Origin of the sequence: Sediminibacterium sp. (assembly GCF_051860225.1) — a bacterium.
Lineage (GTDB): Bacteria > Bacteroidota > Bacteroidia > Chitinophagales > Chitinophagaceae > Sediminibacterium.
The window spans coordinates 82,293-104,226 of record NZ_JBHYEI010000002.1 but is presented as its reverse complement, the minus strand read 5'-3'; the positions used below and the strand labels follow the sequence as shown (position 1 = coordinate 104,226).

Annotated in this window: 16 protein-coding genes and 1 tRNA gene; 8 read left to right on the top strand and 9 right to left on the bottom strand. The window is 35.3% G+C overall.

The window, feature by feature from the left end; translation table 11 throughout:
• Positions 1-32: 32 nt before the first annotated feature.
• The 3 genes from ACTIEI_RS07280 to ACTIEI_RS07270 all read right to left on the bottom strand — a co-directional run bounded on the left by ACTIEI_RS07280 (position 33) and on the right by ACTIEI_RS07270 (position 3,561).
• Positions 33-2,699, bottom strand: coding sequence for a TonB-dependent receptor domain-containing protein (locus ACTIEI_RS07280; protein WP_439505631.1), 2,667 nt, complete (start codon positions 2,697-2,699; stop codon positions 33-35).
• A gap of 138 nt (positions 2,700-2,837) precedes the next feature.
• Complete coding sequence (locus ACTIEI_RS07275) at positions 2,838-3,437, bottom strand: DUF445 domain-containing protein (protein ID WP_439505630.1); 600 nt, start codon at positions 3,435-3,437, stop codon at positions 2,838-2,840.
• A gap of 50 nt (positions 3,438-3,487) precedes the next feature.
• Positions 3,488-3,561, bottom strand: a tRNA-His gene (locus ACTIEI_RS07270).
• Between the two features lie 138 nt (positions 3,562-3,699).
• Here ACTIEI_RS07270 and ACTIEI_RS07265 point away from each other — a divergent pair.
• A complete protein-coding gene (locus ACTIEI_RS07265; RefSeq protein ID WP_439505629.1) occupies positions 3,700-5,847 on the top strand; it encodes a carboxy terminal-processing peptidase in 2,148 nt (715 codons plus the stop codon).
• A 37-nt stretch (positions 5,848-5,884) separates the two neighbouring features.
• A complete protein-coding gene (locus tag ACTIEI_RS07260) occupies positions 5,885-6,394 on the top strand; it encodes a UpxY family transcription antiterminator (protein WP_439505628.1) in 510 nt (169 codons plus the stop codon).
• Here the strand turns inward: ACTIEI_RS07260 and mtaB are convergent.
• On the bottom strand, positions 6,387-7,664 hold the full coding sequence (gene mtaB / locus ACTIEI_RS07255) for a tRNA (N(6)-L-threonylcarbamoyladenosine(37)-C(2))-methylthiotransferase MtaB (RefSeq protein ID WP_439505627.1): 1,278 nt from the start codon (positions 7,662-7,664) through the stop codon (positions 6,387-6,389). The genes ACTIEI_RS07260 and mtaB overlap by 8 nt on opposite strands.
• 187 nt (positions 7,665-7,851) lie before the next feature.
• On the opposite strand from mtaB, the gene ACTIEI_RS07250 reads away from it, so the two are divergent.
• The 3 genes from ACTIEI_RS07250 to ACTIEI_RS07240 all read left to right on the top strand — a co-directional run bounded on the left by ACTIEI_RS07250 (position 7,852) and on the right by ACTIEI_RS07240 (position 13,827).
• Entirely contained in the window at positions 7,852-11,094 is a 3,243-nt protein-coding gene (locus ACTIEI_RS07250) for a glycosyltransferase family 117 protein (RefSeq protein ID WP_439505626.1), read from the top strand.
• Between the two features lie 86 nt (positions 11,095-11,180).
• Positions 11,181-12,278, top strand: a complete 1,098-nt coding sequence (locus ACTIEI_RS07245; protein WP_439505625.1) for a vWA domain-containing protein — start codon at positions 11,181-11,183, stop codon at positions 12,276-12,278.
• A 1-nt stretch (position 12,279) separates the two neighbouring features.
• Positions 12,280-13,827, top strand: a complete 1,548-nt coding sequence (locus ACTIEI_RS07240) for a sigma 54-interacting transcriptional regulator (protein WP_439505624.1) — start codon at positions 12,280-12,282, stop codon at positions 13,825-13,827.
• On the opposite strand, the gene ACTIEI_RS07235 is transcribed toward ACTIEI_RS07240, so the two are convergent.
• Together ACTIEI_RS07235 and glmM are read right to left on the bottom strand one after the other, a co-directional pair.
• Entirely contained in the window at positions 13,824-14,951 is a 1,128-nt protein-coding gene (locus ACTIEI_RS07235) for a cysteine desulfurase family protein (RefSeq protein ID WP_439505623.1), read from the bottom strand. The two genes, ACTIEI_RS07240 and ACTIEI_RS07235, sit on opposite strands and share 4 nt — an antisense overlap.
• A 19-nt stretch (positions 14,952-14,970) precedes the next feature.
• Positions 14,971-16,362 carry a phosphoglucosamine mutase gene (glmM, locus tag ACTIEI_RS07230; RefSeq protein WP_439505622.1) on the bottom strand — a complete coding sequence of 464 codons (1,392 nt, stop codon included), beginning with the start codon at positions 16,360-16,362 and terminating at the stop codon, positions 14,971-14,973.
• Between the two features lie 81 nt (positions 16,363-16,443).
• Here glmM and ACTIEI_RS07225 point away from each other — a divergent pair, with 81 nt between their 5' ends.
• Positions 16,444-17,193: a class I SAM-dependent methyltransferase gene (locus ACTIEI_RS07225; protein WP_439505621.1), complete on the top strand. Its 750-nt coding sequence runs from the start codon at positions 16,444-16,446 to the stop codon at positions 17,191-17,193.
• A 3-nt stretch (positions 17,194-17,196) separates the two neighbouring features.
• On the opposite strand, the gene ACTIEI_RS07220 is transcribed toward ACTIEI_RS07225, so the two are convergent.
• Complete coding sequence (locus ACTIEI_RS07220) at positions 17,197-18,273, bottom strand: tryptophan 2,3-dioxygenase family protein (RefSeq protein ID WP_439505620.1); 1,077 nt, start codon at positions 18,271-18,273, stop codon at positions 17,197-17,199.
• Between the two features lie 68 nt (positions 18,274-18,341).
• Here ACTIEI_RS07220 and pyrF point away from each other — a divergent pair, with 68 nt between their 5' ends.
• Positions 18,342-19,202 (top strand): orotidine-5'-phosphate decarboxylase, encoded by an 861-nt coding sequence (gene pyrF, locus ACTIEI_RS07215; RefSeq protein WP_439505619.1) that lies wholly within the window; start codon positions 18,342-18,344, stop codon positions 19,200-19,202.
• A gap of 56 nt (positions 19,203-19,258) precedes the next feature.
• On the top strand, positions 19,259-19,966 hold the full coding sequence (locus tag ACTIEI_RS07210; protein WP_439505618.1) for an OmpA family protein: 708 nt from the start codon (positions 19,259-19,261) through the stop codon (positions 19,964-19,966).
• A 9-nt stretch (positions 19,967-19,975) separates the two neighbouring features.
• Here ACTIEI_RS07210 and ACTIEI_RS07205 read toward each other — a convergent pair whose 3' ends face one another.
• Together ACTIEI_RS07205 and kynU are read right to left on the bottom strand one after the other, a co-directional pair.
• Positions 19,976-20,581 (bottom strand): SGNH/GDSL hydrolase family protein, encoded by a 606-nt coding sequence (locus ACTIEI_RS07205; RefSeq protein ID WP_439505617.1) that lies wholly within the window; start codon positions 20,579-20,581, stop codon positions 19,976-19,978.
• 2 nt (positions 20,582-20,583) lie between these two features.
• On the bottom strand, positions 20,584-21,849 hold the full coding sequence (gene kynU, locus ACTIEI_RS07200) for a kynureninase (RefSeq protein WP_439505616.1): 1,266 nt from the start codon (positions 21,847-21,849) through the stop codon (positions 20,584-20,586).
• Positions 21,850-21,934: the final 85 nt, after the last annotated feature.

Genomic DNA, 21,934 nt, shown 5'->3' with positions numbered 1-21,934 from the left:
GCCCCGATTTTCATCGAGGCCTTTTTCTTAAATTATTGTTGCATCATATCCATTCCGCCACTTTGGTCGGCTTTTGTATTTTTTCTCTTGAATAAACTAGCATCAAATTTTCCAAATCTGTAGCTAAAGTTTAATCTCAATACTTGAGGATCTCTTCTTCTTTGGTTGGTTTGATTAAAGAAAGAACTTTCAGAATAGCTTTGGAATAGTTGTGTTCTGAATATATCGTTCATGCTTAAGGTCAAGTTTCCAGACCGACCGTTTTTCCATGTAAATTCTTTACGAATCGCTAAGTCTACTCCATATCTAGGTAAATTATAACCCTGTGCACCTGATTGAGGACCGCCACCAAACATCATACCTCCACCGCCACCGCCTCGGCCACCTCCACCACCACCTTGTGGTAATACTGTTCTTGCTTGATAATCTCCACTTAACTGTATTGATAACCCTTTCGCAACTTTAAACGTATTATTCATTTTTGCGAACCAGCTCCATTGCTCCTGAACTAAATCAGGTTGACCAGGAACGGTTGCATTAATCCTAGAGTTGAAAATATTTAAGTTAGTAGTCATTTCCCACCAGCTATTGATACTCGTTTTGTTGGTTAATTCTAATCCAAAAGATTGAGCGCTATTCGCGTTAATAAATGTGCTAAAGAATGCGCTATCTCCAGGAATTAAAGCGTTTGCATCTCTGTAAACATATCTAGTTATTAAATTGGTAGAATGTTTAAAGAAAGCAGTTGCTAAGAAGTTAGATCCTTTTTTATAAGCATTATTCCAGCTCATTTCAAAGGAATTGGTAAACTCTGGCTTTAAACCAGCATTACCCATATTGATGTTCTGCGGGTCAGAATAATCTGGGAAAGGCATCAATTGAAAGAAGTTAGGCCTATTTACCCTTCTAGAATAATTGATTTGAAAATCTTGCTTTTCGTCAATTTTGTAGGTGATAAATGCACTAGGAAATAAACTCAATGGAAACTTAACTGCAAAACTAGCTGAATCTGCTCCTTTAGAATTTAATAATGTACCAGTATAATTTGAACTTTCTGCCCTTAAGCCTAATTGGTAGCTCCATTTATTTACTTTAAAGCTATAGGTACTGTATGCAGCATAAACCGCATCAGTATATTTATATCTACTGCTAATTAGTGGCACCAATTGATAATCACCTGTTGCTTGGTTGAACCTAAATTGATTCAGCTGATTGTTGAAATCCCTGATAGCTACACGTCCACCTGCTTCAAACTTTTTGTCATCCGAAATAGGGTTTTCATAATCAATTTGAAATGTGTGGTTGGTAGTACTTCCAGAACCAATTCCTTTCTGTAAAACGGGGATACCTTTTTGGGTTCCATCTAGGTTGAAAGTATAATTATTAATATTAGAAAGATTGTCATTTGTACTGCTGTTATAGTTATAATCAGAAGAAATATTATGACCACTCTTCATGAAGTTGTGCTTGTAACTTAACTGCGTTCCAATATTTCTGAAATTACTAGTAGATTGAGTACCAATATTTGAATAAGAGGTTTTCGCGCCTTTAATGGTTGAGTCTACTCTTTGAGTTTGGTCATTATCAAATTGACCCCTATTGTAATTTGCAGTAAACGAGATGGTATTTCTATTATCTACAAAATAATCTAATCCCCCTCTAATAAATGCGAAATATCCTGTACTAGTTGCATTTTGTAAATTGTAAATATTACTTGGAATTGCTAGAATATTGTTCCTATCAGTAATTCCTTCAGAGATTGATTTACGTTGATTAATTACACCGCTACCTGTAAAGTTCAATTTGTTTTGACGAATATTGATATCGCCTCCGCCATTAAACATGCCTCGAGAATCAACACCAGCTCTAATACCACCATTATAACCTACTTTCTTGTTCTTCTTCAATACGATATTAAGAATACCGGCATTACCACCTGAAGCATCATATTTTGCTGAAGGATTAGTTATTAATTCTACCCGATCAATAATATCAGAAGGGATCTGATCTAAGGTGATTGTTGTAGGTCGACCATCAATAAATAAGGTAGGAGCTGCATTCCTTAAAGTAACATTACCATCAATATCTACGTTTAATGCAGGGATATTTCTCATTAATTCTGTAGCAGTTTGCCCTGAACCCATTAAGTTTTTGTCTACGTTAAATATTTTTCTATCAATCCCTAATTCAAATTGCGGTTTGGTAGATGCAGTTACCGTTACGTTACCTAAATTAGTTGCATCTTCTTCCATTTTAATGTTCCCTAAATCTTTATCAGCCATTCCCAACATTTGTTGCATATTTCCACCACCACCTGTTGGCATTTTAATGCCAAAGCTGATTGTTTGATCTATTGTTTTGTATGCTAAAGCAGTTGCATTCAATTTAAAATTGCCAAATAAGGAAAGATTTTCAAAACTAAAATCTCCATTAGCTTTAGTAATGATAGTGCCCAAAATGACTTCTTTCATCTTTTTAGTAGCGGTATCAAATTTATTTCCTCTTAATTGCACTGTAACCCCTTCAACACCCTTGTTGGTTTTACTGTCTACTATTTTTCCATAAAAATGACCAATATTTAAGTTTTGACCAGCTGCTCCATTGGCGCCACCTCTACCACCCATCATTCCTGGCATTTGTGCAGTTGTAGTAATAAAAAACAAGGCAAAAAATGCCATTAATCCTAAAAATTTACGCATATACATCATTATTAATAAATACAAAGTTGGTTTACACTCCGCTCGAATGGTTATTGCATTTTATGAGCGGTAATATGACAAGCCTGAATGGATAAAGTTTAACAAAATCGGCGAATAGGCTGTTTCATCCGTCGGTGACTAAGAAATTAGGGTTAAAATCACTTGAACAATACCTATGATAAAGCCTAAGACTCCTCCAATAATTTCAACAAATCGGAATTCTTTAGCCATTATATCATTTAATATTTGTTCTAACTTGTCAGTAGAAAATCCTTTCACCTTTTCTACTACAATTTTTTCTAAGTCTAGGTCTTTTTGTAGGTTTCCCATATATGACTTCATTATGCCAGGGAATATCTCTTTTAACTCTGTCATAAAAACCATTTTCATCTGTTGTATGGTTTTGTCTCCAATAAACATGCTAATAACTGGCATTTGATCGGCTAATTTAACCCTAAGAAAATGGTCAATATATGCATCAATTTGAGGCATTAGTTGATCGATATTATTTGTATTGGTGATTTTTGACTCAATATCATTGAACGATAATAGTTCTGCACTCACCAGTTTGCCAAGTTTTTCGGCAAATTGGGCCTGTCTTTTAGGAAAAATGCCAATAAAAGTGATTCCCAAAATTTTCACAGGATTTTTTGGGTGAAATAGCATTTTAATAGCAATCCAATTGGTAAACCAACCAATAAAAGCAGAAATAAAAGGGATAAGATAGAGAAGCTTCATGGGTTAAATTTAAAAAACCTATAAAACATATGTTTTATAGGTTTTAAGTGGGAGAACGAGGGGTCTCGAACCCCCGGCCTTCAGTGCCACAAACTGACGCTCTAACCAACTGAGCTACGCCCTCCGTTTTTGTGGAATGCAAAAGTAGTAAATTTTTTTTAAAAAAACTTCATCCAAACCTTTGTTAATTGGTTTTATAGATGACAATGAAACCTTATTTTAGATTATTTTTGAATAGATCATGCAAAAATTAAAGCAATTTATGAAGAGTAGAAAAGGATTAGTGCTAACGGCTCTGGTATTATTTGGTTCATTATTTATCGCATTTAGGAGTATTTATGGTACAGATTCCAATGAAAAAATAGCGCAACAACAAAAGTTATTAAGTACGGTTGGAGCGCTTCTTGAGCAACAACATTATAGTCCAAAAAAAATCAATGATGATTTTTCAAAAAAAATTTTCAATGCGTATTTAGACCAATTAGATGGCGATAAAAGTATTTTTATTGCAGCTGATATAAATGGGTTGAAAAAATATGAAACATCTATTGATGATGAAATACATGGTTCAGGAATTCAATTTCAGCCAGCAGTAAGTGCTATTTATGAAAAACGGGTTGCCGAAACTATGGTTTACTATAAAGACATCTTATCAAAACCCTTTGATTATACCATTAATGAATCTGTTCAATTGGATGGCGAAAAATTAAGTTATACTAGTTCTGAAGCAGAAAGAAAAGATAGATGGAGAAAGAAGTTAAAATATTATGCTTTAGAGCGTTATATAGACTTACAAGAGGAAAGAGAAAAAAACAAAGGGAAAGATAGTTTCAAAGTTTTGCCCGATGATAGTTTAGAACTAGCTGCAAGAACTAGTGTGCTAAAAATGATGGATAGAACATTTAATCGGATTAAAACAACTTTTACGGAAGATCAAAGATTTAATGCATTTATCAATGTGATTACTAATTCAATGGACCCTCATACCGACTATTATCCACCAGTAGAAAAAAGAGCTTTTGATGAAAGAATGAGCAATCAATTTTATGGTATTGGTGCTCAACTACAACAGGACGATAATGGAATTAAAATAGCAAGTGTTGTTACGGGTGGGCCTGCTTGGAAATCTGGGGCAATTGTTGCAGGAGATATCATTATCAAAGTTGCACAAGGATCTAATGAGCCAGTAGACGTGAGTGGGTATGGTACTGAAGACGCAGTTAAATTGATACGTGGTGATAAAGGAACTGAAGTACGAATCACGTTTAAGAAACAAGATGGTACTACTAAAACGGTTGCATTAATCAGAGAAAAGATTGAGCAAGATGAAGGTCTTGCAAGAAGCGCTATCATTCAACAGGGTTCGGATAAAATTGGCTATATCGCATTACCTGATTTTTATGCCAATTTTGAAGATAAAAATGGGTTCAAATGTTCTGAAGATGTTGCTACCGAAGTTAAAAAATTGAAAGCAGAAAATGTAAAAGGGATTGTTATTGACCTTAGAAATAATGGAGGTGGATCTTTGTTAGAAGTTGTAAAAATGGTTGGTTTATTTATTAAAACAGGACCAGTTGTACAGGTTAAAGAAAGAGATGGGAGAGTTGATCAACAAACTTGGAGAGACAATGATGAATCAGTTTTGTATGATGGTCCATTAACCGTAATGGTTAATGAATTGAGTGCCTCTGCAAGTGAAATTTTTGCTGCAGCGATTCAAGATTATAAAAGGGGTATTGTTATTGGAAGTAGTTCAACTTATGGCAAAGGAACTGTACAAAGACCTATTCCATTTGGAAGACCTATAGATTTTTATAGCACAAGAACTGAATTTGGTGCTGTTAGCTTAACCTTCCAAAAGTTTTATAGAGTTAATGGGGGAAGTACTCAATTAAAAGGAGTAGTGCCAGATATTGTAATGCCTGATACGTATGAATACCTTAAAATACGTGAGAAAGACAATCCTAATTCATTGCCTTGGGATGCAATACCTCAAACTAAATACCAACCTTGGGATGGTTTTGGGCCAAACAAATTAGATATGATTATTAAGAATCAACAAGCTAGAATTATGTCCGATGAAAATTTGATTCTTTTACAAAACAATTTAAAATGGTTATCTCAAAATGGAGAGAATCCGATCAATTTGCAAATAGATCAGTTTAAACAAATGCAAAAACAAATCACTAACACTGTAAGTCAAAATAATAATTTGTTGAAATTGAAATCAGACTTAAATGTGCAAGCAATGGAAGCTGATAAAGATAAATTTTACAATAACCCAGACAAGAATAAAGGGATACGCTATCAGGAATGGTTGAAATTATTAAAACAAGATTTACAAATTGATGCAGGGGTGAAAATTATTCAAGAGCTTGCCATGCAACAGTTTAATACAGTTAAAAATTAATACTACTTTTTTATAATCAAGTCACGCACAAAAAATTATGGAAAAGAAGTTAGAGAAAAAATGGTTTGCTATTTATACAAAACCAAGATGGGAGAAAAAGATTGACACTGTTTTAGTACGAAAAGGAATTGAGAGTTGGTGCCCGCTTCAAAAAGTAGAACGGCAATGGTCAGATCGTAAGAAAATTGTTGAGGAACCCCTTTTTAAATCGTATGTCTTTGTAAGGATTGATGATACTGAAAAAACTAAAGTGTTAATGACTGATGGGGCACTCAATTTTGTATATTACTTGGGTAAACCAGCTGTCATTAAAGACGAGGAAGTAAATAGTATAAAATCATATTTGGCCGAGAAAGAAGCTCGCATCTCCATTATATCAGACGAAGGATTTAGTAATGGGGATTTAATAAAAGTCAATTATGGTGTTTTCATGGATAAAGAGGGAACTGTAATTAGGGGAGGTAAGAAAAAAGTCTATGTGCAATTACAAAGTTTGGGGCAAGTCATGATTGTTGAGTTTCCTGCCAATTTCCTTACTCCTAAATAGTCCAATCAACTAATTGGTTTGCCCATTCTGCTCGATAAGGAGTGCTAATTCTGATATAATTATCTGTGTAGCCTTCCATCATTCCGTCTTTATTATAGGCTTCAAATAAAACAGAACGGGATGTTCCGCTATGTTGTTGTGTAAAATACTGCTGTTTCATGTAAGATAAATTCCTCAGCGTCTTATTGCGCTCATTTCTCACATTGATAGGTACAATAGGTTTTATTTCGAGTGCTTTAGTATTATCTCTTTCAGAATAAGTGAATACATGCAAATAAGAGATATCTAATGAATGAAGAAAGTCAAAAGTTTCTTTAAAATCTTCATCAGACTCTCCTGGGAATCCAACAATCACATCTACCCCAATAGAAGCATGCGGCATTAATTGTTTAATTAAGGCTACACGTTCAGCATATAATTCTCTTTTATAGCGCCTTCGCATCAATCCTAGAATTTTATTGGATCCACTTTGCAAGGGAATATGAAAATGAGGCATAAATTGATCACTAGAAGCAACCCATTCAATTAATTCGTTGGTGATTAAGTTGGGTTCAATTGAAGAGATGCGGTACCTTTTAATCCCTTCAACAGAATCTAAAGATTTTGCAAGGTCTAAAAAGCTTTCTAAATGAATCTTTTCTCCATCTGGGCCTTTCCCAAAATCACCTAAGTTTACCCCAGTTAATACAATTTCTTTAACCCCTTCTGCTGCTAAAAGCCTTGCATTTTTAACCACATTTTCAATAGTATCACTTCTGCTTTTTCCTCTTGCCATTGGTATGGTGCAAAAAGAACAATTATAATCGCAGCCATCTTGAACTTTTAAAAAAGTACGGGTTCGATCATGCTGAGAAAAAGAAGCATTAAATCCGCTTACTTCAGCAATATCACAACTGCATATTTTTGCAGGATCAGTTGTTTTTGCCAAAGTTTTAATATGTTGGGTAATATTAAATTTTTCAGCAGCGCCTAAAACCAAGTCAACACCAGGAATCGATGCGATTTCTTTGGGCTTAAGTTGCGCATAACAGCCTGTAATTACTACAAAGCTATCAGGGGATTTTCTTTGAATTCTTCTTACAATTTGTCTACATTCTTTATCTGCATTGTCTGTAACCGAGCAAGTGTTGATTACATATACATCTGCCAAATCATTGAAATCCTTTTTTTCAAAACCTTCTTTTTCCATTATTCTGGAAAGGGTAGAAGTTTCTGAAAAATTGAGTTTACACCCTAAAGTATGAAATGCGACTGATTGCTTCTGGTTCATTCTGCTGCAAAGTTAATGCAGCCAACCCAAAAATCATGCATCGTAACAGTTAGTAGTTATCTGGCATGCAATTGATTAAACGGGTATACCTGTAAAAACTTTCTTAAAATGGTTTAAACAGCCCCAAGTATTTCAAATTTTACCTATAATCAACTATGTTTGCCAGTCTTTAAAAACCAAAACAGATATGCAGTTTAACAAGATTAACAACATTACGGGCTGGCTGGTTTTCATTGTTGCCAGTGTTGTGTATACCCTTACTGCCGAAGCGGGTGGAAGCTTATGGGATTGTGGTGAATTTGTAAGTAGTTGCTTCAAACTACAAATACCTCACCCCCCTGGTGCACCATTATTTGTAATCCTAGGCAGAATTTTTATCATCTTGTTTGGTGATGACCCAATGAGTGCTGCAAAAGCAGTGAATATGATGAGTGCAATTGCAAGTGCATTCACTATTCTATTTTTATTTTGGACAATTACTCATTTTGCACGAAGAATCAGTCAATTAAAAACATCAGATACTTTAAGCACTTATCAAATTTGGAGTGTGATGGGTGCTGGTGTAGTGGGTGCTTTGGCATATACTTTTAGCGATTCATTTTGGTACAGCGCTGTAGAGGGAGAGGTTTACGCCTTATCTTCTTTCTTCACTGCTATTGTGTTTTGGGCGATTTTGAAATGGGAAAACCATGCAGATGAACCAGGGGCAGACCGCTGGATTGTTTTTATTTTCTTTATGATGGGATTGTCTATTGGTGTTCACTTGTTGAACTTACTAACTATTCCTGCCATTGTGATGGTATATTATTTCAGAAAAAGAGCAAATTTCAATTATACAATAATTCGTTCTTGGTTCATTAAGATTGTATCAGTTGGTGGCGGCTTGGCCTTTATTGCCGCTTTGGTAGGAGCAGCAGCTGAAGCAACTGATAATGTTCCTATGGATGGAACCATTGGTGGATTAATGATTTTGGCCACTATTGTAGGCGTAGGACTATTATTTATCATTGAAAAATGGAAGCCTGCTCAAAAAGATTATTATGGTGGTATTTATATATTTTTTGTAATTGGATGTGTAATAACGGGAGTTGTTCAAGTAGGTGTTATTCAATATTCAATTAAATTGGCTGGTTCATTTGATAGATGGATGGTGAATGGAGCAGGAATGCCTTTCTTTAGTGGATTCACGCTATTCTTTATTTTGGTAGCAGCATTATTGTGGTACGGTTTAAAAGTAGCAGCTAAGAAAGCTTGGCCTTATTTAACACTTTCAATCTGGTGCATCAGCTTTATGTTTATTGGCTACAGTACTTATTTGACTACTATGATTAGAAGTAGTGCAAATCCTTCGGTGGATATGTATAATGTTGATAATCCAATGAGCTTAGTAGGATACTTGGGACGTGAACAATATGGAGATTTTCCATTATTGTATGGTCAAAAATTCACTGCACAACCTGTTGATTTGAAGAATACAGGCATGCGATACCAAAAAGCTCGTGATAAATACATTGAAGTTGGCCAAGACAAAAAATACGTATATAATCCAGAAGATAAAATGTTATTCCCAAGGGTTTGGGACGCAAGTGATGATCAATATCATGCATATTATTATTCCGCATTTTTAAATATTCCAAAATTAAAAGACGGCACATACGAGCGTGCCCCAAATCAGGTAGATAACGTCAAATTCTTTGTTGGCTATCAAGTTTATTGGATGTATTTCCGTTATTTCATGTGGAATTTTTCTGGTAAGCAAAATGATATTCAAGGTGTTTACACTGGAAATGTGCGCGATGGAAACTGGATTACTGGTATTTCATTTATTGATAATCTAATTTACGGAGACCAATCCCAATTGCCTGACTCACTTAAAAATAATAAGGCAAACAATAAACTATTTGCCTTGCCTTTCATCTTAGGTATTTTAGGTTTTGTATACCATCGAAGAAAAAGAGGAGATGATGCATTTGCTAATTTGCTAATGTTCTTCTTTACAGGATTTGCGATTGTTTTATACCTAAACCAGGCAGGTAATCAACCACGTGAGCGTGATTATGCTTATGTGGGAAGTTTTTATGCATTTGCTGTTTGGATTGGTTTGGGCGTTATGGGAGTTATTTCTTTTTTAGAGAAAAAAATGAAGCCTGCTATTGCAGCTAGCCTTGCTACGATTATTTGTTTATTGGCTGTACCAGGATTAATGGCGCAGCAAGAATGGGATGATCACGATAGAAGCAAAAAGGTTTTGGCTCGAGATTTAGCCCGTGATTACTTAGAAAGTTGTGCACCCAATGCCATCTTATTTACTTTTGGAGACAATGATACATATCCATTATGGTATGCACAGGAAGTGGAAGGCATCAGACCTGATATACGTGTAATCAATTATAGTTTATTAGGTATAGACTGGTATATAAATGAAATGAGATACAAGGTAAATGAAAGTGCTCCAATAGATGTAATCTGGTCTGCAGAACAAATTGAAGGAGGGAAAAGAGATTATGCATTGTATCGTCCTAAACCGAATATTCCTGAAGATCGCTACTATGATCTATATGATTTAATGAAAAACTATGTAGGTAGTGATGATCCAATCAATATGGAAGATAGGGGCAATGGGGAAGCTTTGAGCACATTCCCTGTAAGAAAGTTCTCTGTTCCAGTAGACAAAGCACAAGTCTTGGCAAATAAAACAGTTAATGCTAACGACAGTGTTGTTAGTGAGCTTCGTTTTGAATTACCTAAAGGTTCCATGATGAAGAATGATATGGCGGTTTTGAATATCATAGCTGCGAATAAATGGAATCGTCCCATATATTTCACCAATCCCCAAGTAGAATTAGGATTTGATGAATTTTTACGCAGAGATGGTCTTAGCCATAGATTAGTACCTGTTCAAGGCTCTAAAGTAAATACTGATTGGATGTTGTCTAAAGCCATGAATGTGTTTGCTGCAGGAAATGCCAATGTTAAAGGAGTGTATTTTGATGAAGAGAACAGAAGGCATTTAAATAGCATTAGAACTGCTTATACAGAATTAGCAATTGATTTAGCTGCTAAGGGAAGAAAAGAAGATGCTCGCAAAGCACTGCAAAAAGTAGATCAATTAATGGACGAAGATAATTTCCCTTATGGAATGGTGAGTAGAGGTAATATGCACAATAGAAACACATTAATGTTCCTAGAAGCTTGTTACATGGCCGATGACAAGGCTTTGATTGATAAAGTGTCTAAATCAGTTAGCAAAGATTTGCAACAGCAAATAAAGTATTATAACTCATTAACAGGCAAAAAAGCCGAGTTGATGGAAGATGAAAAAAGAATTGCTGAAGGATATATGGAAGGATTAGAAAGAATGAAGTCTGTTTATAATCCATCTATTCAAATTCCAGGTAAGTTAATGGCGCCTAGAGACAGTAGTAAATAGTTTTACATAAACTATATTCAATCGTCCCGATTTTTCGGGGCGATTTTTTTTTGAACTTAATCGACTAATTACTGTTAACTTAAGGTATGATTGGTCATCAATTTTTTTCTTATAATCCAAATCAAAACGGCAAAACTAAATATGAACAATTGCTAGACATATTCATGCAATTGCTTACTTATACCAGTGGTGATGCAGCTGAATCTTTGAGCTGGATGAATGAATTGGACAAACAATACCATTTTACGGATAAGGATTATGGTATGGGCGATTTTATTGAAGATCTCAAGCAAAACGGATACCTAAAAGAAGATCCAGCAAACGGAGATTTTAGTATTACTGGCAAGTCTGAGCAGACTATTCGCAAAAAAAGTTTAGAAGAGATTTTTGGTAAACTCAAAAAAGCGGGTAAGGGCAGTCATCAAACTTTTAAGCCAGGTCAAGGAGACGAAGTCAATTCTGATACCAGGCCATTTCAGTTTGGGGATATGTTAGAGCAAATTGATTTCACAGAGAGTATAAGAAATGCGCAAATCAATAGGGGAGTAGAAGCCTTCTCGATGCACGAAGATGATTTACAAATAAGAGAAGCTGATTTCAAAACACAAACTTCTACCGTATTAATGATTGATATTTCTCATTCAATGATATTATACGGGGAAGACAGAATTACTCCAGCTAAGAAAGTAGCCATGGCTTTATGTGAATTAATCACGACTAAATATCCCAAAGACACCATTGATATTGTGGTTTTTGGGAATGATGCCTGGAGTATTGAAATGAAAGACCTAACTTATTTAAAAGTTGGACCTTATCATACTAATACTGTTGCAGGATTAGAATTGGCAATGGATTTGCTAAGAAGACGAAAGAATCCGAACAAGCAAATTTTTATGATTACGGATGGTAAGCCTACGTGTTTAAAAATAGGCAAACAGTACTATAAAAATAGTTTTGGGTTAGATAGAAAAGTAGTGAATCGTTGCATCAATTTAGCGGCACAGTGTAAAAAACTAAAGATACCCATCACCACATTTATGATTGCTTCAGACCCTTATCTGCAGCAGTTTGTACAGGAATTTACTGAAATGAACAATGGCAAAGCATACTTTGCTTCGTTAGATAAATTAGGTGCATTTATATTCAAAGACTTTGAAAGCGGAAAAAGAAAAACAGTTTATTAGCATGAAAAAAGCAAAGAAGGTTCAATACGATACAATTTATAATCTAGGCCAACTTAAAGCAAGTGGATATCAATCCAAATCGGTTAAAGAAGAAGTAAGGAATAACCTGATTAAAACCATACAAGAAAAGGAAAATCCTTTTGTTGGAATAATGGGATATGAGGATACGGTGATACCAGATACTGAAAGGGCTATATTAAGTCAGCATAATATTTTGTTCCTCGGGTTAAGGGGTCAAGCAAAAACCAGGATGGCCAGACAAATGATTGATTTGTTGGATGAGTATATTCCAATAATAGCTGGTTCAGAGGTAAATGATGATCCTTTTAAACCATTGAGTAGATATGCGCATGATTTGATTGCAGAAAAAGGAGATGATACACCTATCGAATGGGTACACCGCACAGCACGATATGGAGAAAAGTTAGCTACGCCAGATGTAAGTGTGGCAGATTTAATTGGAGATATTGATCCCATCAAAGCGGCTAATTTAAAATTGAGTTTTTCAGATGAAAAAGTCATTCATTATGGAATTATCCCAAGAAGCAATAGAGGCATTTTTGTCATTAATGAATTGCCCGATTTACAAGCCAGAATTCAAGTAGCATTGTTTAATATATTACAAGAAGGAGATATTCAGATCCGAGGATTTAAATTAAGAATGCCTTTAGATATTTTGTTTGTATTCACTGCAAATCCAGAAGATTATACCAATAGAGGAAGTATTGTAACCCCATTAAAAGACCGTATTGAAAGCCAAATACTCACTCACTATCCTAAAAATATTGAAACCTCATTAGCTATTACTGAGCAAGAAGCCAATATTTTACCTGCACAAAAAGAAAGAGTCAATATCAGTGATTTAGTAAAACGAATTATTGAACAAGTTGCATTTGAAGCTAGGTCTAATGAATATGTTGATAGAAAGAGCGGAGTAAGTGCAAGACTTACTATAGCTGCATTAGAGAATGCTGTTAGCAGTGCCGAAAGACGTGCCATCATTCATAATGAAGCCAATACGCAGGTCTGGATTAGTGATTTAAACGGTATTATACCAGCTATTACTGGTAAAATTGAATTAGTTTATGAAGGCGAACAAGAAGGCCCTTATCAGGTTTCAGTTAATTTGATTGACAAATCGGTGAGACATTTATTTATTCAATATTTCCCGAATCCAGAACAAGCTAAAAAAAGAAGAAATACTGGAAAGAAACCTTCCGAAGAATCTGCTGCTAACGAGAGTCCATATAAAACCATTACACGTTGGTTTGATGCGGGCAATCATATTGAATTATTATTAGACATGAAAGATGCTGCAAAGATTGAAACCCTATATCAAATAGATGGATTGTATGCTTTGGTTAAAAAATACTATCCACAAGCCAATGCTAACGAAAATGCGTTACTCATGGAGTTTGTATTACACGGATTGGCCGCTTATTCGATGATCAGTAAAAAATCAATAGACGGCAAACTAAGCTTTAATGATTTGATGGGTAGTATGATGAATTTTGAAAATTTTGGAACAGAAGAAGAGGAAGACCTCTAGATTAGTTCCGTTAATTTTTCAACAACAGCATCTATTTCAGCCTTGGTATTATGCTTACTAAAGCTAAATCTAACAGTAACTTGATTAGGGTTATTGTTAATAGCTCTAATTACATGCGATCCTTGGTCGGCCCCGCTGGTGCAAGCACTACCGCCACTCGCACAAATATGATTAATATCTAGATTAAAAAGAATCATTTCGCTTTTTTCAGTTTTGGGGAAACTAACACTTAAAACAGCATATAAAGATTGGCCAATAGGGTCTCCGTTAAAAGCAATGCCTTTGATATTTTTTTGAAGTTGTTCCATCATATACAACTTCAATTCAGTAATATAGGTGCTGTCGGTTTCGTAATTAGCCGTTGCGAGTTCAAGTGCCTTGGCAAAACCGATAATACCATATAGGTTCTCTGTGCCTGCACGCATATTTCTTTCTTGGCTACCGCCATGAACAAATGGTTTAATCTTAACATTTTCATTAATGTACAGCATACCTACTCCCTTCGGACCATGAAATTTATGGCCAGCTCCAGTAATAAAATGAACAGGGGTATTTCTTAAATTGAAAGGGAAGTGGCCAACTGTTTGAACAGTATCAGAATGGAATATAGCATTGTGTTTTTTGCAAAGCTCCCCTACAGCGTGAATATCCAACATATTGCCTATTTCATTATTGGCATGCATTAATGTAACTAAACATTTCTCTTCACTATCTGCAAGTAAGGCCTCCAGATTCTCAAGGTCGATATGTCCATTGGGTAATAACTTTACATAGCTTAATGCAGCTTCCCCATTTTGGTATAAATATTCCACCGTATGACTCGTGGCATGGTGTTCAATAGGTGAACTAATAATATGCTTACAACCTAGGTCTCTTACAGACGCAGTAATAGCCATATTGCTACTTTCAGTACCACCACTTGTAAAGAAAATTTCAGCAGGGTGAGCATTTAAAATTTTAGCAACCGATTTTCTAGCATTTTCAATCGCCATCCTAGATTCTCTTCCATAGGAATAAATAGAAGAGGGGTTTCCAAAGTGCTTAGTTAAATAAGGCATCATGGCTTCCAATACTACAGGATCTAATGACGTAGTTGCTGCATTGTCTAGATAGATTCTTTCCATAAAAACGATTGATAAATGATTAATTTAAACCTGCTGCTTCTTTAATATCACCCATAAGTCTTTTTGCAATATTTGCTGCCACTGTTTCACTATTGCTTTCAGCATATATTCTAATGATTGGTTCGGTGTTACTACTTCTTAAATGAACCCAGTCGTTGTCAAACTCAATCTTTAATCCATCCTCCGTATTAATCGGATTTTTTTGATATTTCTTTTGAATATGCTCAAATATTTTTTTGAGATCTACTCCAGGTGTAAGCTCAATTTTATTTTTGCTAATAAAATAATCTGGGTAAGTGCTCCTGAGTTGTTTGATAGACTTTTTTTCTTTTGCTAAATGAGTTAAGAATAGCGCTATGCCAATTAAAGCATCTCTGCCATAATGTAAATCAGGAACAATGATACCACCATTGCCTTCTCCACCAATTACTGCATTTACATCTTTCATTTTAGTAACTACATTAACTTCTCCCACAGCACTAGCATAATAATTACCACCATGCTTAATAGTAATGTCTTTTAATGCACGAGTACTACTCATATTGCTTACGGTGTTTCCTTTTCTATGTTGTAAAACAAAGTCTGCAACTGCAACGAGTGTATATTCCTCACCAAATAAGCTGCCATCTTCACAAACAAAACAAAGTCGATCAACATCAGGGTCAACAGCAATTCCCAAGCTTGCTTTTTGTTTATTTACTTCATTGCAAAGGTCTCTTAAGTTTTCTGGAAGCGGTTCTGGATTATGAGCAAAATGTCCATTTACTTCTGCATTTAAGACAGTATATTTTTTAACGCCTAGTGCATTTAATAATGCAGGTACAGCAATTGCTCCAGTACTGTTGATAGCGTCAATTACAATAGAAAAATTCGCTGCTTCAATAGCTGCTTTGTCTACTAATGGATAATTGACACAAGCTTCAATATGCTTTTCCAACAAATTTTCTCCAGCAATTACTTGACCTAAGTGATCAACAGATACAAATTGAAAATCTTCTTGTGTCGCTATTTCCAATAATTTAGCACCATCTGCTCCACTAATGAATTCCCCCTTCTCATTTAATAATTTTAACGCATTCCATTCTTTGGGATTATGGCTTGCGGTTAAGATAATACCCCCAACAGCCCCTTCGGTAACTACTGCCATTTCTACTGTTGGAGTAGTACTTAATCCCAAATCAATCACATCTAAACCCATTGAAATTAAGGTATTTACTACTAAAGATTGTACCATTGAACCACTGATTCTTCCATCGCGTCCTATCACTACTTTCTTATTTAAGCTATTTGCTTCTTTCAATAAAGTACCATACGCGGCTGTAAATCTTACAATGTCTAATGGGCTCAAAGTGTCACCTGGTTTCCCTCCAATCGTGCCTCTGATTCCTGAAATGCTTTTTATTAATGCCATATTGTTCACTTAAACGGCGGCGAATATAATTCAAATTTTTTGTATGATTTGGTAACGTAACTTTGTAGTTGAAACATTAATATGGCAGACAAAGCTTGGTTTAAGGATTGGTTTAATTCTCCTTATTACCATTTATTATACCAACATAGAGACGAAAATGAGGCGGAGCAATTTATAAAGACGCTAATTGCTCATTTAAGTCCAACTAAAGGCATGCGAATGTTAGATATAGCATGCGGAAAAGGTAGGCATAGTATGGCGTTGGCAGATATGGGTTTTGATGTCACTGGTATAGATTTATCAGAAGCCTCCATCACAGAAGCAAAAATGGCTGAATCTGAATGGTTACATTTTTATCAACACGATATGCGTAGAATTTTTCGCATTAATTATTTTGATTATGCGTTTAATTTTTTTACGAGTTTTGGTTATTTCAAAACTAGAAGGGAACATGATAATGCAATCAGAATGATGGCTGATAGCATCAAGCCAAAGGGGATTTTGGTTATTGATTATTTAAATGTTCATTTTGTAGAATCACAGCTAGAACCTATCCAAACTACAGCTGTAGAAGAGGTGAAATTTCATATCAGTAAATGGCAAACAGAAGATCATTTCTTTAAGCAAATTCAAATTACCGATCAAGAACATTCAGCCCCAAGACATTTATATACTGAACGGGTAGCTAAATTCTCTCTCGGCGATTTTAATGATATGCTTAGCTACCAAAATATGCAAATATTGGAAGTGTTTGGCAACTATCAGTTAGGGTCATATGATATTAAATCATCTCCTAGAATGATCATAGTAGCACAAAAATTACACGGTTGATCATTAGACATTAAATCCCAAGAATTTAATCAGATTTTCTGGTAGTTTGGGCAGTTTGCTTCTTTCTATTAAATACGTTGATAGTCCCGATAAATCTCTATAAACGTAATGTTTATTCAATGCCCCTTCAAGGTACCCAGCACCAGAAGTATTACCAGTTCCTACCCGCATGCCAATCATTCTTCTGACCATGATTAAGTGTTTGTGACGCCAATTACTCATCAAATGATCAATTTCAATTAATGAATCCAAAATCTGATAAGAGGTTTGAAAAACAGGGAAATCTCTGTAGAGCATTATGAATAATGCAGCTCGCATTGCTGCAGGGCTAAAACTACAGGCAAACGATTGAATTTGTTCAGGAGTCATTTCAGGGGCAAAGTGTTGAAAAAATACCGCGTCAAAGTCTGCCTGTTTGGAATGTTCTCTTTCAGATAACCCGGCGCTATAAATGGTTTTATATTGTTTCCAAAATGGGTGGTCAATTGGATTTTGCACTTCATTTCCGTCCCAATAAATAGCATCAAAAAAAGGCATTCTTTCTAGCCAATCATTCACTAATTGTAATAAATGCTTATTTTCTTCTGTTTGATTAATATGCTGATAGTCTGGTTGAGTAAAACCACCTTCATTGGTTCGTTTATAATAATCTTTTTGGTGTCTTTTGTCAATCTCCAGTCCCAATTTAGCTTCAATTAATCTGAATTGTTTGCTTTGAAATCCTGAAGATGGAGTAAGTAAGTTTCTGAATGCAAGAAAGTCCATTGGAGTCATTGTGTCCAAGATATTTACTTGCTGGTTTAATAATTCTAAAATTTTAATAATGCGTTTAAATCGATGTCTAACCAAGTTCAGGTCTTCAGAATTATCATTTATTTTTTCTTTTTGAAAAATTCCCATACAATAGTCTAGTTCAAATAAAATTTGCTTAAACCAGAGCTCATAAGCTTGATGGATAATAATGAAAAGCATTTCGTCGTGGGCTGGTTCATTATCTTTTTCAAAGCTAACAGGATATTGGCTTTCAATAATTTTATCCAAATGCAAATAAGTGCCGTAATACATTGGTTCTTTTTCCATGGAAGAATAGTTAGGCTTCAAATATAGCTTCATTCATTCAATTGCAAAAGAACCACTAAATTCGTGGCATGACAGCAACTTCATTAACTGAGCAAATTTTATTGAAGCAATCTTATTTATGCGTAGGATTAGATTCTAATATCACTAAGTTACCGGCCCACTTAAAAGGGAATCTTGATGGGGTGCTTGCATTCAATAAAGCAATCATAGATGCTACACTACCTTACTGTGTGAGCTATAAAATAAACACAGCGTTCTACGAAGCACTGGGGTTAAAAGGTTGGGAAATCATGAAAGAAACGCTGGATTATATCCCCCAAACACATTTTACGATTGCTGATGCCAAACGAGGTGATATCGGCAATACTTCCACTCAATATGCAAAAGCATTTTTTGAAGCACTTAATTTTGATGCGATTACTGTTGCACCCTACATGGGAGAAGATAGTATCCGCCCTTTTTTAGAATATACTGATAAAGTAACCATCGTACTAGGATTAACTTCTAATGTTGGAAGCAACGATTTTCAGCAACTTTTATTAGAGGAGTACGATGAGTCGTTAACCATGGTTCCACATATTACCCAAGGGGCTACAGAGAAAAGGTTGTATGAACATGTGTTAGCAAGAGTAGCAGAATGGGGGAGCAAAGAAAATTTAATGTTTGTAGTAGGAGCAACTCAGGCAGCGGAGTTAGAAAATATAAGAAATATAATTCCAGAACACTTTCTGTTGGTTCCAGGAGTTGGAGCACAAGGGGGTAGTTTGAAAGATGTCAGTAAATACGGGTTGAATCAATCTGTAGGCTTATTGGTGAATGCAAGTAGGGCAATCATTTTTGCATCCGAGGGAGAAGACTTTGCCAATCAGGCTGCACTAGTAGCAAAATCGTATCAATCAGAAATGGCCGGGCACCTGCAAATAATGTAATTTATTTCAATTGTTATGTAAGAATGGTTCGGTTGGAATCAATCAACTTTACCATTATGAAAATTACAATGTTTAAATTTATGCTAATTGCTTTTGGTACGTTCATTATTAATGGATGCGAAACAATTAAACAATCCACAAATCAACAAAGGGGGGTAGCAGTCGGTGCCACCAGTGGCGCAGTAATTGGTGGTGTGCTTGGCAACAATATCGGAAACAAAAATAATACTGCGTTAGGAGCTATTCTAGGTGCTGCAATCGGTGGCGTTGCTGGCGGGATCATTGGTAATAAAATGGATAAGCAAGCAGAAGAGATTAAAACTGCCATACCAGGAGCAACAGTAGAACGAGTAGGGGAAGGTATTAACGTCACTTTTGATGAAAAGAATCCAGATGGATCTCAATCAGGCGTATACTTTGCCAATAATCAATATAATATCAATAGTAACGCACAGTTAGCACTTGATAAATTGAACAAAGTATTTACTGAATATCCAGATACCAATATTTTGATTGAAGGACATACTGATAATATTGGTGCTGCAAACTATAATATGTCTTTATCTGAACGAAGAGCCAATGCCGTGGCTGCGGCATTACGCGCTACTGGAATTTCGTCTAGCAGAATCACCACAAAGTGGTATGGTGAAAGTCAACCTAAAATGGAGAATACCAGCGAAGAAAACAAGGCATTAAATAGAAGAGTACATTTTGTAATTACTGCAAACGAAAAGATGAAGGCAGAAGCAAAACAAAATCAATAATACACTTCATTAACACAATTCCATTATTTTATTTGCAACTAGATTTGCCCAAAGTAAATGTGTTTCTCTAGAATAATGTAATTGGTCAGCAGCAAGTGCAGAAGGTTGATTGCTCACTGCTCTTGTTGCTGTTGTTATATCAATGTATTGCGTATGATAATCCTCAGCAAACTGTGCACACACATGGTTAAATGAATCAATTTCAACGGCAATAGATCCTGGATTTTTTTCCTTAGCAAAAGGGGTACAACCCCAATCAGGAATAGATAATACAATCACATTTTGCGGTTTGCCATTGGTCAAATGAATTGATTTTTTAAGTAGGTATTCAAAATCGCTTCTAAACTCATTGAGTGATTGATGTCTATACTGGTTGTTTACGCCAATTAGTAAACTCACATAATCATAATGCGTATTTAATTCTGTCTTTAAAATTTGTTCCGCCAATTCAGAACTAGTCCAACCTGTTTTTGCAATTATTTCTGGTGCATGGATGGCCATTTTTTGTTTACGAATCAGTTGAGCTGTTAAATAAGGAAAAGATTCATGTAAAGGAACGGATTCTCCAATTGTATAGGAATCTCCTAATGCCAAATAACTAATGCAATGATTCATTGTTAAAAGTTGTTTTTTAGAATTTCATAAAAACGATAAACATCTTCAAAACTGCAATACAATGGGGCAGGAGCCACTCTAATTACACCAGGTTCTCTATAGTCCACAATTACTCCGTTTTCAATTAATTTATTGTGTATTTCCTTTGCTTTATCCTTAAAGTACAACGACAATTGAGCACCTCTTTCTTCAATATTCGAAGGGGTTATGATTTCAAAAGAGACATTGTTTAATTGACTTAATAAATATTCAAGATAGCTCGTTAGAACAATACTCTTATTTCTTAATGATTCAATCCCAGCTTTATCTATTATTGCTAAAGAAGCTTTTAATCCTACCATATTAAAAACTTGTGCTGTACTAATATTCCATCCACTTGCATCCCGCTTAGGTATAAATCCTTTCTCCATTTTAAATCGTTCTTTTTCATCATTGCCCCACCAACCAGCAAGTCGGGGCATATCAATATTGGATGCATGTTTTTCGTGGATATAAAATCCACCTACTGCCCCAGGCCCAGCATTTAAATATTTATAACTACACCATGCTGCAAAGTCTACCCCCCAATCATGTAATTGTAATGGAATATTACCTGTTACATGCGCAAGGTCAAATGCTGCAACAGCACCTACTTGATGAGCAACAGCGGTAATGGTTTTTAAATCAAAAAATTGCCCAGTATAGTAATTAATGCCCCCAAACATAACCATTGCTAAAGCATCGCCTTCCGCTTGAATGGTTTGAACAATTTGTTCTGTTGTAAGTGTTTTACTGCCAGCCAAAGGACTAATTTCAACAATTGCCATTGCTGGATCAAGACCAAAGTGTTTTACAAGTGTTTCAACTGCATATTGATCGGAGGGGAAAGCACCTGCTTCCATCATGATTTTAAATCGACTTTTCGTAGGCTTGTAAAAACTTAACATCAATAAATGCAAATTCACTGTTAATGCATTCATAACACTAATTTCTGATGCGCTAGCTCCAACCAATTTTGCAAGCGGAGCTTTTAGGTATTCTTGATAATATAACCATGGATTAGCTCCATTAAAATAACCGCCCACAGCAATCTCTTTCCAAGTTGTTAGTTCGGTATCAATGGCCGCTGCAAGTGATTTAGGCTGAAGTCCTAATGAATTACCGCAGAAATAAATAGCATTATTACCTTGATGTTGTGGAAAGTAAAATTCATTTCTAAAATGATTCAATGAATCATTTTTATCTAATGCTATTGAAAATTCTAAGGTAGATTCAAAAAAAGGCATCATAACTAAATTTTACCGCAAAGTAAAGCTATCCACCGATTTTTTTGATAAAAGGTTCGCAGCCAAACGCTTAAACCTTTATTTTGAG

Excerpts from the sequence above, each read along its gene's own strand:
- ACTIEI_RS07280 (WP_439505631.1), bottom strand. The coding sequence starts at position 2,699 with ATGCGTAAATTTTTAGGATTAATGGCATTTTTTGCCTTGTTTTTTATT.
- ACTIEI_RS07275 (WP_439505630.1), bottom strand. The coding sequence starts at position 3,437 with ATGAAGCTTCTCTATCTTATCCCTTTTATTTCTGCTTTTATTGGTTGG.
- ACTIEI_RS07265 (WP_439505629.1), top strand. The coding sequence starts at position 3,700 with ATGAAGAGTAGAAAAGGATTAGTGCTAACGGCTCTGGTATTATTTGGT.
- ACTIEI_RS07260 (WP_439505628.1), top strand. The coding sequence starts at position 5,885 with ATGGAAAAGAAGTTAGAGAAAAAATGGTTTGCTATTTATACAAAACCA.
- mtaB (WP_439505627.1), bottom strand. The coding sequence starts at position 7,664 with ATGAACCAGAAGCAATCAGTCGCATTTCATACTTTAGGGTGTAAACTC.
- ACTIEI_RS07250 (WP_439505626.1), top strand. The coding sequence starts at position 7,852 with ATGCAGTTTAACAAGATTAACAACATTACGGGCTGGCTGGTTTTCATT.
- ACTIEI_RS07245 (WP_439505625.1), top strand. The coding sequence starts at position 11,181 with ATGATTGGTCATCAATTTTTTTCTTATAATCCAAATCAAAACGGCAAA.
- ACTIEI_RS07240 (WP_439505624.1), top strand. The coding sequence starts at position 12,280 with ATGAAAAAAGCAAAGAAGGTTCAATACGATACAATTTATAATCTAGGC.
- ACTIEI_RS07235 (WP_439505623.1), bottom strand. The coding sequence starts at position 14,951 with ATGGAAAGAATCTATCTAGACAATGCAGCAACTACGTCATTAGATCCT.
- glmM (WP_439505622.1), bottom strand. The coding sequence starts at position 16,362 with ATGGCATTAATAAAAAGCATTTCAGGAATCAGAGGCACGATTGGAGGG.
- ACTIEI_RS07225 (WP_439505621.1), top strand. The coding sequence starts at position 16,444 with ATGGCAGACAAAGCTTGGTTTAAGGATTGGTTTAATTCTCCTTATTAC.
- ACTIEI_RS07220 (WP_439505620.1), bottom strand. The coding sequence starts at position 18,273 with ATGGAAAAAGAACCAATGTATTACGGCACTTATTTGCATTTGGATAAA.
- pyrF (WP_439505619.1), top strand. The coding sequence starts at position 18,342 with ATGACAGCAACTTCATTAACTGAGCAAATTTTATTGAAGCAATCTTAT.
- ACTIEI_RS07210 (WP_439505618.1), top strand. The coding sequence starts at position 19,259 with ATGAAAATTACAATGTTTAAATTTATGCTAATTGCTTTTGGTACGTTC.
- ACTIEI_RS07205 (WP_439505617.1), bottom strand. The coding sequence starts at position 20,581 with ATGAATCATTGCATTAGTTATTTGGCATTAGGAGATTCCTATACAATT.
- kynU (WP_439505616.1), bottom strand. The coding sequence starts at position 21,849 with ATGATGCCTTTTTTTGAATCTACCTTAGAATTTTCAATAGCATTAGAT.